4 protein-coding genes are annotated in these 16,283 nt (G+C 67.4%); 1 reads left to right on the top strand and 3 read right to left on the bottom strand.

From position 1 onward, the window contains the following. Window positions 1-214: 214 nt before the first annotated feature. The gene (gene fhuF, locus ACXX81_RS10710) at window positions 215-871 is read left to right on the top strand and encodes a siderophore-iron reductase FhuF (protein WP_231421400.1); all 657 of its coding nucleotides are present in this window, start codon (window positions 215-217) and stop codon (window positions 869-871) included. Here the strand turns inward: fhuF and ACXX81_RS10705 are convergent. The 3 genes from ACXX81_RS10705 to ACXX81_RS10695 are packed head-to-tail and all read right to left on the bottom strand — an operon-like array spanning window position 862 to window position 16,283. After that, the gene (locus ACXX81_RS10705; RefSeq protein ID WP_458571640.1) at window positions 862-2,502 is read right to left on the bottom strand and encodes a cyclic peptide export ABC transporter; all 1,641 of its coding nucleotides are present in this window, start codon (window positions 2,500-2,502) and stop codon (window positions 862-864) included. The genes fhuF and ACXX81_RS10705 overlap by 10 nt on opposite strands. Beyond that, window positions 2,503-6,246: a non-ribosomal peptide synthetase family protein gene (locus ACXX81_RS10700; protein WP_458571639.1), complete on the bottom strand. Its 3,744-nt coding sequence runs from the start codon at window positions 6,244-6,246 to the stop codon at window positions 2,503-2,505. Then, window positions 6,243-16,283 (bottom strand): non-ribosomal peptide synthetase, encoded by a 10,041-nt coding sequence (locus ACXX81_RS10695; RefSeq protein WP_458571638.1) that lies wholly within the window; start codon window positions 16,281-16,283, stop codon window positions 6,243-6,245. Before ACXX81_RS10695 ends, ACXX81_RS10700 begins: the two co-directional genes overlap by 4 nt.

Here is a 16,283-nt window from a genome sequence, read left to right as displayed (position 1 = left end):
TGTCCGGTCGTTGGCGACGTTGAGTTTGCAGGGGAGGGAGGATAGGATCCGCCAATGCTAATCGCTTGCATTCATAAGGGAAAGCCACAGGAGCATCGGTATCGAATTTCCAGAATGGCTCAAGCAGGCGTGGCCGCCGATTCAGCGGGTCATCCAGCTTGACGCGAATGACCAGCCTTTTCTCGCGCTGAGCCGCGTCGCCGAGCCGGCGTTGCTGCAGCCGGTGCTGGCCGAGTTCGCCCTGCGTTACCCCGGCGTCAACAACGCGGCGGTGGTGTCGCAGTGGTCGATGAACTACATGAGCATCGTGGTGCCGGCCACCCTGGCCTGCGTGCTCACCCGCGAGCAGGCCATCGACTTCTGGAGCGACGACAGCGTGTTGCGCCTGGACGCCGGTCAGCCGCTGGCGTTGCACTTTGCCACGCGCTTGCCAGCCCTTGCCGCCGCCGAGCGGGCCGACTACTTTTCGCGCTGGGTGCACGAGCACCTCGCGCCCCTGTTCGCCACCCTGGCGCTGGCCGGGGGCCTGGCGCCGAAGATCCTGTGGGGCAATTTTGTCGCGATCTGGGACGGCGCCTTCGCCCGGCTCGACCCGGACCTGTCCCGCCCAGGCTTTGCCGAAGCGCACCGCTGGCTGGAACCGGTCAGCGTCAACCACGGCCGCCTGAAATTGCGCGGCCTGCAACGCCAGGTGCCGTCGCCCGCCCCCGAGATTTGCCCGCAGCTGCCGCTGCGTCGGCATTGCTGCCTGCACTATCAACTGCACCCGCTGGTGGAAGGTGAGCCGCTGGTGCTGTGCGAATCCTGCCCCAAACTGCACCGTTTGCCACTGGCCGAGCAGGTCAGTTACCTGCACTCGCTCTACGACTGAGCTTCCAGCGCCACGCCGGCTGCCAGCGGCGCCTCACTCAGGCGCCCGTGTTCGATGCGCAGCAGGCGGTCGGCGAGGCCGAAATACGCGTCGTCATGGGAAATCACGATCACCAGCTTGCCCCGTCCACGCAGGTCGGCCAGGATCCGCGTGTAGAAAAAGTGCTTGAACACCGGGTCCTGATCCGCCGCCCACTCATCGAACAGGTAGCACGGTCGGTCATCCAGATAGGCACTGAGCAACGCCAGGCGCTTGCGTTGCCCGGTGGACAGCGCCAGCGTGGTCAGGCGGCCCTGTTCGATCTGCACTTTGTGATCCAGTTGCAAGTGCACCAGGTAATCCTGCGCCTGCTGCACCAGCTTCGGGTTGTCACCGTCGAACAGGTTTTCGAATAGGCAGAAGTCGGTGAAAATCGCCGAGAAGTGCTGGCGAAAATGGTGGTTGTCAGCGCTTGAAGACACTTGCTCGTCCAGCATCACCTCACCGCTCTCCGGGCGATACAGGCCGGTCAACAGCAGCGCCAGGGTGGTCTTGCCGCTGCCATTACCGCCAGCGATGAACACCACTTCGCCGGCCTTCAAGGTGACGTTGATCGGCCCCAGGGTGAAATGCCCGTCCTCGCGCTCGCGGTAGTAGGTGTGGGTGACGTCACGGCACACCAGGTTGCGCACACGCGTCGGCGCGAAGGTTTCCAGGCTTTCCTCGGCGCTGTGCATCTGGCCCTCGAGCGCGCGGATCTTGTTCAGCGCAACGCTGGCGCGGCCCAGGGTCGGCACCGCGTGCATCAGTTCCGATAGCGGCGTGATCATGTACAGAATCGCGAGGATATAGCCCGTCACCAGGCTCACGCTCAGGTCGATAAAGCGCGGCGCCACGAACAGCACCACGCCGATCAGCAGGTAGAACACCGCGTTGCCCCAGTTGAGCACCACCGCGTAAATGCTCATCCCACGCACGAAGTCGCGCCGGTATTGCTGGCTGGTCGGCAGCAGCAGGCGGCTGAAAAAGTGCTGGCGACGCGGATGGTTCAGCTGCAGCTCCTTGCTGCCATCGGTGAGCAGCCGATAGTGCTCGAACAACTGGTCCTTGAGCTCGCGCGCGCGGGAGATCGAGGTCAGCGCCTTGCGCTGCGGCCAGTTGAAACTCAGGCTGCCGAGCACGATCAGCAACACCGTGAGGCCCAGCAACGGCAGGCTCAACCAGCCCAGGTAACCGAGGCAGGCGAGGATGATCCCGCCGTTGACCAGCAGCACCGGCACCAGCTCCACCGCCTGGCTGATGGTTTGCGTGTCGTCGGTCAGCACCGCCAGCAGCCGGTGTTTGCCCAGGCGCTGCAATTGCGCGTAGGGCGTGTCGATCAGTTTGGCGCTCAGGTGCAGGCGCATATCGTTGACCGCCGCCTGGCCCAGGCGCAGCAGGCTGATGTCGGAAATGATCCGTGACACCGCCACCAGCAGCACCAGCGCGCCGAAGTACAGGCCGTCCATCGGGCGCAACTGGTCGAACACCGTGAGGCTGTGGTTGATCATCGCGATCAACCCGGCCGCCGCGAGGCCGCAGGCCAGCCCGGTCAGCGTTGCCACCAGCAGGGCGCGCCACGAGCGCTTGGCCATGAGTATCAGCAAATCCATTCAAACTGCTCCGTCTGTCGCCAGGGCCGCAAGGCCGGCCGCCAGCTGTTGATGCACCGAGGGTTGCGCAAGGATGTTCAAGTGCTGCGCCTGCGCCACTTCACGGGTGTACGCGCCGCTGCTCAACTGTTGCCACTGCGGGTCGACAAAATCCGCCGCGCCCAGCGTGGCGTCCGCCCACCACACCTGTACCGGGCAGCGCAGCCGTGGCGGCTGGAAGCTGGCGAGCAGCTGGCGGGTCTGTTGCTGATGGCCAAGCCGCGTGTGCAGGTGTTCCCAGCTGTCGCCGTCGAGCTGCAGACCTTGCTGCTGCGCCCATTGCGCGAGGGCGGGCAGGCGCTGCGCGGTGGGCAGGGCAGCCAGTTGCGCGGTCAACTCGGCCGTTGCCGGCGCCGGTAAGCCGCGCAGTAGCGCCTGGCTGTTTGCCGTGAGCGCCTGCGTGGCGTCGGCCAGCAAGGTCTCGATGCTGTCTTCATCGGCGCTGCGCGCGTACTGCGAGTCGAGGATGCCGAGAAACGCCACCTGTTCGCCGCACCGCTCCAACTGCGCTGCAGCGGTGATCGCCAGCAGCCCGCCGAGGGAAAAGCCCAGCAAGTGATAGGGCCCGTGCGGCTGCTGAGCACGCATGTGCTCGATATAGCGCGCCGCGAGCCCTTCGATATCGCCGCCGTCCACCGTGTCGTCGTCACCCAGTTTTTGCAACCCCCACAGCTGCCAGTGCGGCAGATGGGGCAGCAGCGCGCGGTAATCCTGCACATGCCCGGTGGACGGGTGAAAACAGAACAGATTCGCCCCCGCGCCCGGTGCCGACAGGCGCACCAGTGGCGACAGCTTGAATTCGGCCTGCACCAGTGCGGCAAAGGTCGCCACGCTCGGTGCATTGAACACCGCGTTCACCGTAACCGGCGCCGCCAGTACCGTCTGCAGGCGGCTGGCCAGGCTGACCGCCGCCAACGAATGCCCGCCCAAGGCAAAGAAATCATCTTCAATGCCCACCCGCTCCAGGCCCAGCACCTGCGCCCAGGTCTCGGCCAGCAGCGCCTCCAGCGGCGTGCGCGGCAATGCACCGCCGACGCCGCCCTGCACCTGATCGGCCCATTGCTGCAGGGTCTTGCGGTCGAGCTTGCCGTTGCCCATCAGCGGCAACGCCTCGACGATGCGCAGGCTCGGCAGCATGTAGTCCGGCAGGCGGTCCTGGGCCTGGCCATGCAATTGCGCCACGCTCACCGAGTGCCCCGGCGCCAGGGTCACGAAGGCAAACAGCTGCTGGCCCAGTTCGCCCTTGGGCAGGCACTCCACCGCCGCCTGGGCCACGCCCGGCAGGCCGGAAAGCTGCGCCTGGATCTCGTCAAGCTCGATGCGAAACCCGCGCACCTTGACCTGGCGGTCGCTACGGCCGGTGATTTCCAGGCTGGCGTCGTGGCGATAGCGCGCACGGTCGCCGGTGCGGTACAGCCGCTCGCCGTCGCGCTCGATAAAGCGCTCGGCGGTGTGGGGCGCGTCGAGATAGCCGCGCGCCAGGTGCGGCCCGGCGATATACAGTTCGGCGTGCCGCCCCGGCGCCGCGAGTTGCTGCTGTTCATCCAGCAGATACAAACGCATGCCGTCGAGCCGATCATCCAGCGGCAGGCGGCGGTAGTCACAGGCCGGGTCCAGCCTGTGCATGGCCACGCCGACGGTGGCTTCCGTCGGCCCGTAGTGGTTGAACAGCGTCAGCGTCGGCGCGAACTGGCGGATCGACTGCAGCAGGCGCCGCGAACAGCTCTCGCCGCCGAGGATCAGTTGCCTGCGCGGCAGCACGGCGGCGCTTTGTGCGTGCATCAGCCAGGCATCGAGCAGCGACGGCACGATTTTCAGATGGTCGACCGGGTACTGCGCCTGCCAGGCGGCCCAGGCCTGGGCGTCCATCGCGGTGGTCTTGTCCAGCAGGTGCAGTTCGCCGCCGCTGAGCAAGGCGGGAAACAGCAGGGTGTAACCCAGGTCGGCGGCCAGGGAGGTGACCACGGCGCTGCGCTCACCGGCTTGCAGCTGCAGGCGCGCGGCCACGCTGGAGACATAACTGGCCAGTTGCGCGTGCTCAATGATCACGCCCTTGGGCACGCCGGTGCTGCCCGAGGTGAACAGCACATAGGCCGCATCCGTGGGCAGCACGTCGTCGCCCAGGTCGGTCATGGGCGCCTGTTGCCACACGGCGGTGTCGCGCAGGTCGAGGCTGCCCATCGACGCCAGCAGCGGCGCGCTGCCGGCGGCCCCGGTCAGCACAAAGCGCGGCTGCGCCTGTTGCAGGATCGCCAGGGAGCGTTGCGCGGGCTGGTGCACGTCCAGCGGCACAAAGGCCGCGCCGCTCTTGAGCACGGCGAGCATCGCCAGCACCATCGGCGCCGAACGGTCGAGGTACAGCGCCACGCGGTCCTCACGGCCGATGCCCTGGCCGCGCAGGTAATGCGCCAATTGGTTGCTGCGCGCGTGCAGCTCGGCGTAGCTCAGGTGCTGGTGCGGATCGCGCAGGGCCAGGTGTTCGGCAAAGCCTGCGGCGCAGGCGTTGAAGCGCGCCGGCACGCTGGCGAATGGCGGCGTGACGCGCTGATGGCGTGCCGCGAGTGTCGCCGCAAAGCCCGGCGCCGCCAGCGACAGTTCGCCCAGCGGCGTGGCGGGGTGGGCGAGGGCGTCCAGCAGCAGCGATTGCAGTTGTTCCAGCAGGGTTGCAGCGGCCCGGGTGCTGTAACGATTGGCCTGATGGCAGAGCGTCAGGCGCTGATCTTCGGCGATCAGCAGCAGCTCCATGCCGGCCGGGATTGCACACACTTCCAGCACCTTGAACGGGCTGGCGGGCGCATCCAGCGCCGGGCTCCACTGGAAACCATAAGGTGACGCGATGTCGGCCGGCGAGTATTCCTGCCATTCGCCGACGTCCTCACAACGTCTTTGCAGCGCCGCCAGGGCCTCGCCGAACGGACGCTCCAGCGCCGGCTGCCACGGCAGCGGCAGGGCCTTGGCGAACAATCCCCAGCAGTCGGCCAGTTCTTCGTAGTCGTCACGGCAGTCATGCACCCAGTTAAGGGTGAGAGCCGGGCTGTCAGTGGCGCTCAACCGCTGCAACAGCACGCCCCAGGCGGCCATCAGCAGGTGTTCGGCGGGGGCGGCCTGGGCGTGCAACGCAGCGCTCAACGCGGGGTCGAGCATCACGCAGGTGGTCAATGGCGTGTCGGCCTTGTCGTTGCGCACTTCGCGGTACAGCAGCTCGGTGCCGGCCTGTTGGCCCAGGGCCAGATCGGCCCAGTACTGGCGTCCCTGCGCCGCGTCGTCATCCGCCTGCAGGTCGTGAATCCAGGCGCTGTATTGGGTGTAGGTCATCGCCTCGGCGTCAGCCAGCGGCGGCTGCGCCAAATCCAGTGCCTGCGCCGAACCCAGCGCCTGCGCCAGGCGCAGCAGCGTGCCACGGTCGGCCGCCAGCGCGGGCAGTTGCACGGTCACCCGTTGCACCTCGGCGTCCAGCGCCTGCACGTCGATGCTGACCACGCTTGCGGCGGCGACGCGTTGCAACGGCACCTGCATCCCCGGCTCGGGCCGAGTGTGCAGGCGCAAGGCGTCATGCACCTGCGCCAGCGCCGCCAGCCGTTCACGCAGTTGTGCCAGCGCGGTGGCGCCACGCACCCCCAGCACCAGGCGGGCCGGCGGCGCATTCGCCAGCCATTGGCTGCGTTGCTGTGGCGACAGGGCGAACGCTGCCTCGTGGTTGCTCATGGCTGTTCCCCCAGTTGTTCGCGGTTCATCATCTGCCCCATGGCCACGCAGATTTTGCGCTCGCCTTCAAACGGGTCGCGGGCATGGGCCACCAGCATATTGTCGAGCATCACCATGTCGCCCTTGTGCCAGGCAAAGCGCACCGCACAGGCCTCGTACGCGGCGCCGATCACGTCCATTACCGCGTCTTCGATCACGCTGCCATCGCCGTAATACACGTTGCGCGGCAGGTTGCCGGCGCCGAACAGGTTGATCAGGTTGCTGCGCACCTCCGGCTCCAGGCACGCGCTGTGGTGCAACTGCACCTGGTTGAAAAACGACGCTTCGCCGGTGTCCGGGTGCGCCACAATCGCCGGGCATTGCTGGGCGATCTTCAGGTTGTCCGCACCCAGCCACTCCCACTGCATGCCCGCTTGGCGGCACTGACGCTCGACCTCTTCGCGCTGCTCGGTCTTGAAGAAGTCCTGCCAGCGCACGTCCAGCTTGTCGGTGAAGTGCCGCACATACAAAAGGCCCAGGGCCTTGAAGCGCTCGACGATGTCCGGCGGCAACTGCGCCAGCACCTGGCGGCAGTCGACGATCGGCGTGCAACCGCCCCGTGGCGCCGGGATCTCGCAGAAGAACCACTGCTTGCGCGGCCATTGCGCCATGTGCGAGCTCTCGTTGTGGAACAGGATCATGTGCTGTTCCGGGTACGGTGTGGAGTGGTAGATATTCTTGCCGGATTTATTCTTCGGCAGGTCGCCGTAGGTGCCGTACAGGTCCGGCTCGATGGCCTGGGCGAACTGCTCGAAAGCGGCGGCATCCGGCAGATTGAACCCGCGAAACAGCAGGCCGCCGTGGGTGCGCAACTGCGCATTGATCCACTCGCGCGCCTGCACCGCCCAGTGCACCGGGTCGAGGTCTGCCAGCAACGGTTCGATCACCAGCGGCAGCGGTTGCGCCTCGCCCAGGGTGCGGGTGCGCACCTGTTCGTGGGCCAGTTGGCTGACGGCGGTGGCGCGGGTGTTCTTCAGCTTGCTCATTTTCGACTGCTTGCGCTCGCTGCGCGCTTGGGTCTCATCGATGGCCGCCGGGGCGTCCGCGTGCAGGCGCCACGTCCAGTCCTGCAACGTCAGGCTGTCGAGCAGTTGCGCAAAGCCTTGCTCCAGGCGTTCAACGGTGTGCGCCTGCAACACACTGGTGCGATACACCCAGCGCACCTGCAGGCCGCTGTCGTCTTCCTCGACAAACACGGCCAGGTCGAACTTGCTGGTCTGCTGCTGCGGCGCCAGGTGTTCCACCGCCAGGTCCGCCAGGCTGGCCGTGCCCTGCGGGGTGTTCTGCATCACGAACAGCACCTGCACCAGCGGGTTGACGCCTGGAGTGCGCGGCGGTTGCAGCGCCTCCACCAGCTTGTCGAACGGCACCTGCTGGTGCTGGAACGCGGCCAGGCAATCCTCGCGCAGGCGTTGCAGGCGGCTGTCGAAGGTATCGCCGGCATCCAGCCGTGCGCGGATCGGCAGCACGTTGACGAAGAAACCGATCAGGTTTTCCAGCGCCGCCTGCTCGCGGTTGGCCAGGTCCGTGCCGACGATAAAGTCATTGGTGCCCGTGGCCCGCTGCAACAGGCTGTTGAACGCATTGAGCAACAGCATAAACAGCGTCGCCTTGTGGGCCTGGGCATACGCCTTGAGCACCTGGGTCTGGGCCGGGGTGAAATGCTGGGTCAACAGCGCGCCTTGATAATCCGGCTGGGCCGGACGCGGCGCATCCAGCGGCAACGGGATCAGCATCGGCGCGCCGTCGAGCTGGCGCCGCCAATAGTCGATGGCACGCGCCAATTGGCGCTGTTGCGCTTCACTGCGCTGCCACTGGGCGTAATCGGCGTACTGGATCGGCAACGCGGTAAACACCGGCGTGGTGCCGCTGGCGTAGGCCTGGTAACCGGTGATCAATTCCTGCATCAGGATGCCCATGGACCAGGCGTCCGTGGCGATATGGTGCAGCACCAGTTGCAGCACATGGTCATCCGCGCCCAGGTGCAGCAAATGCGCGCGCAACATCGGCGCCTGCTGCAGATCAAACGGCTGCGCCGAGTGTTGATCGATCATTGCCTGCAGGGCTTGCGGCTGCACCGTGAGCGGCGTGAGGTCGAGCGTCGGCGCCGGATGGATCACCTGGCACGGCTGGTCGCCGTGCAAGTCAAAGCGGGTGCGCAGCGATTCATGGCGTTCCAGCACCCGCTGCAACGCCTGTTGCAAGGCGGCGATATCCAGTGCGCCACGCAGGCGCACCACGCTGGACATGTTGTAGGCCGCGTTCGGCCCCTCGAAACGGTCGAGGAACCACAGCCGTTGCTGGGCGTAGGACAGCGCCAGCGGTCGGTTGCGCGGCACCGGCACGATCTCGTCCTCGTCGGCCACCTGGGCCTGTTGATCCACCACCTGCGCCAGGTGCTCAAGGGTGCCGCCTTCGAACAGCACGCGCAGCGGCAGGCTGACGTGCAAGCGGCGGCGAATGCGCGAGAGCATCTGCGTGGCCAGCAGCGAGTGGCCGCCAATGGCAAAGAAGTCATCGTGCACGCTGACACTGGGCACGCCGAGAATGGCCTGCCACAGCTCGGCCAGCACTTTTTCGGTCGGCGTGCGCGGGGCAATCGACACGCCATCGGCGGCTGCGGCATGGGGCAGATCCAGCGCGGCGAGAGCCCGGCGGTCGACCTTGCCGTTGGCATTCAGCGGAAGCTGCGCCAGTTCCACCCAGCGCGCCGGCACCATGTAGTTGGCCAGTTGCGTGGCCAAATGGGCGCTCAGGACCGACTGCGCATCGCCATCAACGGCGCTGTCGAGCACATGGAACGCCACCAGTTGCAGCGCACCACGGGCATCCGGCAGGGCCAGCACCGCGGCGCTCTGCACGGCCGGGTGCTGCATCAGGCGGTTTTCGATCTCGCCCAGTTCGATGCGATGGCCACGAATCTTCACCTGCTGATCGCGCCGGCCCAGGTATTCGATCACGCCATCGGCGCGCAGGCGGCCGATATCGCCGCTGCGGTAGAGGCGCGCGCCCGGCTCGAACGGATGGTCAACGAAGGCTTCGCGGGTGCGTTGCGGGTCGCGCAGGTAGCCACGGCCGACGCCGACGCCACCGATGCACAGTTCGCCCGGCACGCCGATGGGCACGCTGCGCAGCGCGCTGTCGAGCACAAACACCTGGTTGTTCGCGGTCGGTCGGCCAATCGGCATGTGCAGGCAGTCAGCGTCCGGTGCCTGGGTGATCGGGTAAAACGCCACGTCATCCGAACACTCGGCAGGGCCGTAGGCGTTCATCAACGGGATCGTCGGGAAGCGCGCAAACCAGTCCCGGGCCAACGCCGGCGGCAGTGCCTCGCCGGTCGGCAGCAGCCAGCGCAAGCTGGGCAGGCGGTGCTCGTCGCGGGCTTCCTGCAACAGGCCGCGAATCAGCGCGGGCACGGTTTCCAGCAGGGTCAGCTGCTGCGCTTGCACCGCATCGAGCAAGGCCTGCGGGTCATGGGCCTGGGCGTCCGGCAGGATATGCACGGTGGCGCCCGCCAGCGGCGCGGCGAGGAACTGCCACACGCAAATATCGAACGCGGCGGAGGCGGTCTGGGCGATGCGGTCGTGTTCGCCCAGGCCCAGGGCCGGCACCTTGCCGAAGATGTTATTGAGCATGCCGCGCTGTTCCACCATCACGCCTTTGGGCGTACCGGTGGAACCCGAGGTGAAAATCACATAGGCCAACTGGTCGGGGTTGTGCGCGTAAGTCACCGCGGGCCGGGCCTCGCCTTGCCACAGCGTTTGCGCAACCAGGCAGGTCGGCTGCTTGAGCACCTGCGGCAGCACGCCCTCCAGCACGCCGCTGGCGCTGTCGCACACCATTAAAAGCGGCGCTTCGCCCAGGTTCAGCAGCTCGGCCAGGCGCGCGGCCGGCTGCTGGATGTCCAGCGCCTGGAACGCAGCACCGGCCTTGAGCGTGCCGAGCATCAGGGTCAGCAAGCTCAGGCCGCGCTCGGCAAACAGCGCCACCAGGGTTTCCGGGCCGGCACCGGCGCTGTGCAGAGCATGGGCGACGGCGTTGGCGCGGCGGTCCAGTTCGGCGTAGGTCAAGGACTCCTGCCCGTGCACGGCGGCGATCTGCTGCGGCCGGCGGCGCACCTGCTCGGCGAACAAGGCGGCGTAACCCTCGGTCAGCGGGAAGTCGACCGCGCTGCGGTTCCACTCCACCTGCAGTTGCTGACGCTCGGCGGGCGCCAGCATGTGCAGGCTGCCCAGCGTTGCCTCGGGGGCCTCGAGCATGCTCGACAACAACTGCACCAGGTGCCCGAGCATGCGCTGCACGCTGTCGGCGCTGAACCGCTGGCTGTCATAGGACAGGCGAATGCCCAGGCGGTCGCCGGGGTACAGCACCACGGTCATCGGGAAGTTGGTGTGCACGCGGTCTTCATAGATGTCGATGCTGAAGGCGTCCAGCTGCACGCTGCTGATGTCCAGCGGCGCGTTTTCGAACACCACCAGGCTGTCGAACAGCTGCTGCCCGCGCGGCACGCCGCTGCTGCGCTGGATATCCACCAGCGAGGCACTTTCGTGTTCACGCAGCCGCGCATTGTGCGACAGCAGCGCCTGCAACCAGCCGGCGACCGGCGCTTCGGGGTCGACGTCGAGGCGCAGCGGCAGGCTGTTGATGAACAGCCCGACCATTTCCTCGACGCCGGCAAGCTCGGTGGGGCGACCGGCCACGGTGACGCCGAACAGCACGTCGCGATTGCCGCTGTAGCGCGACAACAGCAAGGCCCAGGCGCCCTGGATCCAGGTGTTGGGCGTCAATTGGTAGTGCTGGCACAGCTGCTGCAACCGTTGGGTCTGGCTGATGCTCAGGGTCTGGTCGAGGTCGCCGACCGCTTCCGGTGCTTGTTCCGCGCGGGCCAGGGCGCTGTCCAGGTGCAACGGCGTGGGCTCGCTGAAACCGGCCAGGTCCGCTTGCCAGAATGCATGCGCGGCGGCCATGTCCTGGCGTTCCAGCCAGCTCATGTAGCCGCGGAACGAGCGAAAGCGCGGGCGCGCCAGCGGTTCCTGATGCACAACCGCCTGATAGATCGCCAGCAGGTCCTCCATCAACAGGCCGAAGCACCAGGCATCGGTGAGGATATGGTGGAAGCTGCGCACCACGGCGAATCGGCGCTCATCGAGCTGGAACACGCGCAGGTGCGTCAACGGCGCCACGGCCATGTCGAAACCCTGCACGCGCTGGGCCTCCAGCGCCTGGTCCATGGCCAGGCGTTGCTGCGCATCATCCAGGTGCCGCAGGTCCTGCCAGTCGAACGCCGGCGCGGTGTGGCGGTACACGCACTGCAACGGCTCGTGGTCGTCCTGCCACCGGAACGCGGTGCGCATCATCGGGTGGCGGTCGAGGAAGACCTGCCAGGCCGTTTCCATGGCCGCGCGTTGCAGCACGCCGTCCCAGCTGTAACGCTGCTGCATCAGGTAGATGCCGCTGTGGGGCTGCAGCAGGGTGTGCAGCAGCATGCCCTGTTGCATCGACGACAACGGGTAGACGTCTTCGAGGTTCGACCAGTCCAGCGGCTCGGCGGCGAGGGTTGCGGCTTGCCGGTGGCACAGCGGGAAGGCGTCGCTGTGGGGACGCAGCTCAGGCGCGGCCGCAAGTGCAGCAAGGCTTGCCAGGCGCTCGGCGAGTGGCGCGGTCCAGTCGGCGGCCAACCGGCCTTCGCAGCGCAGGTGCAGTTGGCCATCCTGCCAGTGGGCTTCGATGCGAAGGGCATGGGCCGTGGCCGCCGGCAGGTCGGCGGCGGTGACCTGCGCCAGCGCGCCGTGGGCTTCGCGGTGGCTGTCGAGGTCGCCGCGCCAGTGAATCGCGATATCCGCCGTGGGCAGATCGCGCAGCGGTTCCTGCAGGTAGGTGTTGTCCGACAGGTAGCGCAGCACGCCATAGTCGGCGCCGTGTTGCGGGTAGGCACGCAGTTGCGCGGCCACGGCGTGCAGGCGTTGCAGCGCGGTGACGGCGTCGGTGTGCAGGAACACCGGCACCGGCAGGTCCAGCGCGCCGATGATGCGTTGCGGCTCAAGATCGGCGAGGGCGATGGGCGACTGCACCGGCAGGCGCTCAATGGCCGGGCGCGCAGTGTACAGCTCCAGCGCCAGCAGGCCGTTGCCGCACTGTTCGGCCACGGCGGTGGCCAGCAGGCTGTTCCAGTCCAGGTGCAGCACCTCGGCCAGGCGTTTCAAGGCGCCGGAGGTCTGGCTGCTCAGGCTGTGGTCGATCACCTGGCTCGGTTGCTGGCTGGCGGGCAGTTGCAGCGTGTCCATCCCGGCAAATTGCAGCCAGTGTTCCCAGGCGTCATCGAGGGCATCGCTGTGGGCGTGGTCTTGCTGATGGCGCGCCCAGGGGGTGAAGTTGCCGCCGTGATAGGACAGCCGCACCGGCCGTTGCAGGCGCAACTGGCTCAGCGCCAGATTGAGGTCGGTGAGCAACAACGGCCACGAGGCGTCGTCCACGCACAGCGGATGCGCGGCCAGCAGCAGGTGCGCGTCGCCCAGCAGGCTGGCGTGCAGGCTTTGCCCGGCGTGCAGGTCCAGTGCGTCGACTGCGGCCTGGGCCAGGGCCTGTAATGAGTGCGGCAGGTATTCGCCGCTGCTGATCGCGGCCGCCTTGGGCGCTGCCAATACGCGCTGCTGCCAGTCCGCGTCGAACCCCAGGCGCAGGGCCTGATGATGCTGCTGCAAGGCGCCCAGGGCCTGGCCGAGCAAGGCACGGTCCAGCGGCTGCGCCAGGGCCACGCAGCGCCAGGTGGCGGTCAGCGGGCCTTGTTCCAGACGCGCGCGCTGGCCGGCGCCGAGGGGCAGCGCATAGCCGTCGGCTTGCTGCTGCGCCACGGTGTGGCTGGCATCGGCGCCGAGCACACGGGCGATGTCGGCGACGGTGCGGTTCTCGAACAGTTGCCGTGGGGTGAGCTTGAGGCCTTGCTGGTTGGCTCGCGCGATGATCTGCAGGTTCAGAATCGAATCGCCGCCGATGGCGAAGAAGTTGTCGTTGACCCCAACCTGTTCGCGCTTGAGCACGTCCTGCCAGATCGCCGCCAGCAGGCGTTCGACGTCGTTGCGCGGCGCCACATAATCGGCGTTGTCGTCGCGGGTGGCGTGGGGCAGTGGCAGGCGTTGCACATCGACCTTGCCGTTGCGCGTCAGGGGCAGTTCATCAAGGGTGATGAAGTGCGCCGGCACCATGTAGTCCGGCACGCGGCTGCCCAGGTCGTTGCGCAGCTTGAGCGCCGACAGTGACTGGCTGGCCACCAGATAGGCGACCAGACGCAGGCTGCCTTCCAGCTCGAGCGCGCGCACCACCACCTGTTCGATCAGCGGCGACAGGCGGCGGATCTGCGCCTCGACTTCGCCCAATTCCAGGCGATTGCCGCGAATCTTCACCTGACTGTCAACGCGGCCGAGGAACGCCAGTTGTCCGTCAATCAGCCAGCGCACGCGGTCACCCGTGCGGTACCAGCGCTGTTGGCGGGCATCCAGGTGGAAGCGTTCGGCGGTCAGGTCGTCGCGGTGCAGGTAACCACGGGCGAGGGCGCCGCTGATCAGCAGTTCGCCGCTGATGCCGGTGGCCACGTCGCGCCCCTGGGCGTCGACTACGCGCAGTTGGCGGTTCGGCAGCGGCCGGCCGAGGGCAATGCGTGGCTGGCCCGCCGTGAGTTCGGTGGCAATCGCACCCACCGTCGCCTCGCTCGGCCCATAGTGGTTGAACACCCGCAGGCCGGGCGCCAGCGCGTTGACCTGAGCCAGCAGCGCCGGGCTCAGGGCGTCGCCGCCAAACACCAGCAGGGCCGTGGGCAGCAACCGTGCATCCGGCAGTGCCTGCAACAGCCCGCTGAGGTGGCTGGGGGTGATTTTCAGCACGTCCACCGGGAACTCGCTGAACAGCTGCGCCAGGGCCAGCGGGCTGAAAGCGCTCTCGTCATCCACCAGCAACAGGCTGGCGCCGCTGCACAGCGCGCCGAACAGCTGGGTGTGGCCGAGGTCGGCGGCAATGCTCGACAGCAGGCCATAACGCGCGGCGGCGGGCGGCTGCAGCACGCTGTGCACCGCGCTCAGGTAATCGACGATGGCGCGGTGTTCGACCACCACGCCCTTGGGCGTGCCGGTGGAACCGGACGTGTAGATCACGTAGGCCGCGTCATCCAGGCGGTGGGAAACCACTGGCGCGCTGGCCGGCTGGGCGGCAATCGCTTCGGCCTGTGCGTCCAGGCACAGCAGCGGCGTGTGCTCACCCAGGCGGGTCAGCAGGGGCGTTGCCGTGGCGCCGATCAACAGCGCGGCGCGGCTGTCCTGCAGCACGTCGGCCAGGCGTCCGGCGGGTTGTTTGAGGTCCAGCGGCAGGTAGGCGGCGCCGGCCTTGAGGGTGGCGAGCAGGGCGATCACAAAATCGGCGCTGCGCTCCAGCGCCAGCGCCACCAGGCTGTGACGGCCGATGCCCTGGGCGCACAGATGCTGGCTAAGGCGATTGGCGCGCTGATCGAGTTCGCCGTAGCTCAGCACACTGTCGCGGTCGCGCAGCGCCGGTTGCTGCGGTGCGGCGGCGGCCTGCTGTTCAACGCGCTGATGCAGGCACAGGTCGGGCACCGCAAGCGCCGCACCACGGCCGAGGGCTTGCAGTTGCTCGCGCTCCTGCGTACCCAGCCAGTCGAGATCCGCAACCCGGCACTGCGGCTGCGCGGCCATGGCCAGCAGCACCGTGCGCAATTGCGCCGACAGCAGGGCGATTTCCTCGTCGCTGAAACGGCTGCGGTTGTAGCTGAACAGGTAATGCAGTTGCTCGCCCGGCACCACGATCAGCGACAACGGGAAATGGTTGCGCCCCTGGGTCAGGGTCAGGCCATCGCTTGCGTGCTCGCGGTTCGGGTCGGCGAAGCTCAGGCCACCGGCGTCCTGGTTGAGCGCATCGGTGACCGGGAAGTTCTCGAACACCAGGATCGAGTCGAACAGCGCCTGCTCGGCGGCGATGCGGCTCATCGACTTGAGCTTGCCCAGCGGCAGATAGGCGTGGTGGCGCAGGTCGCTGTTGGCTTGCTGCAACTGTTGCAGCCAGTCCACCAGCGCCGGGCCTTCGGACCATTGCACGCGCAGGGGCAGGGTGTTGATGAACAGGCCGACGGTGCTGTCGATGGCGGCCAGGTTTTCCGGGCGACCGGCCACAGTGACGCCGTAGATCACGTCATCGCGCCCGGCGTGCTGGCCCAGCAGCAGCGCCCAGGCGCCCTGGATCAAGGTGTTGAGGGTCAGGTGATGGCGGCGGGCGAACTGCGCCAGTTGCTCGGTTTCCTCGATGCTCAGGCGGTGTTCGCGTTCGGCGCACGGCGCGTCGGCAGGCGGGGCCAGGCGCAGGCCGAAGTCGGGCAGCGGGGTCGGTTCGCTGACATCCTGCAACTGCCCGTGCCAGAAGCTTTCGGTGGCGGCCATGTCCTGCTCGGCCAGCCAGGCGATGTAGTCGCGGTAGGCGCGGGTCGGCGGCAGATTGGCCGTGCGGCCGTGGGCGTGTTCGTAGTAGAGCGCCAGCCATTCCTGGATCGCGATGCCCACGCTCCAGCCGTCCATGATGATGTGATGGAAGGTCCAGATCAGGTGCCAGCGCTGCGGTTCGAGGCGCACCAGGGCCAGGCGCATCAGCGGCGCGTCGTTCAGCTCCAGCGGTTCGGCGCGTTGTTCAAGGGCCAGTTGCGGCAGGGCGGTGTGGCTGTCGCTGCGGCCCTGCCAGTCGAGTTCGCTCAACGGCAGGTTCAGCTCGGACTGCACCACCTGATAGGCATCGTCGAGGTCTTCCCACAGAAACGCGCTGCGCAATACCGCGTGGCGTTGCATCAGGGCCTGCCAGGCGGCGCGAAACGCCGGCAGTTGCAGCGGGCCATGCATGTCCAGGCTCAGTTGCTGGTAGTACACCCGCGAATCGGGCTCGACCACGCTGTGAAACAGCAAACCGTGCTGGGTCGGCGACAGGGAGTAGATGTCTTCGATGTTGTTCAT

This window comes from Pseudomonas sp. GNP013, assembly GCF_054343995.1.
This window is presented reverse-complemented; position numbering and strand designations above follow the sequence as displayed.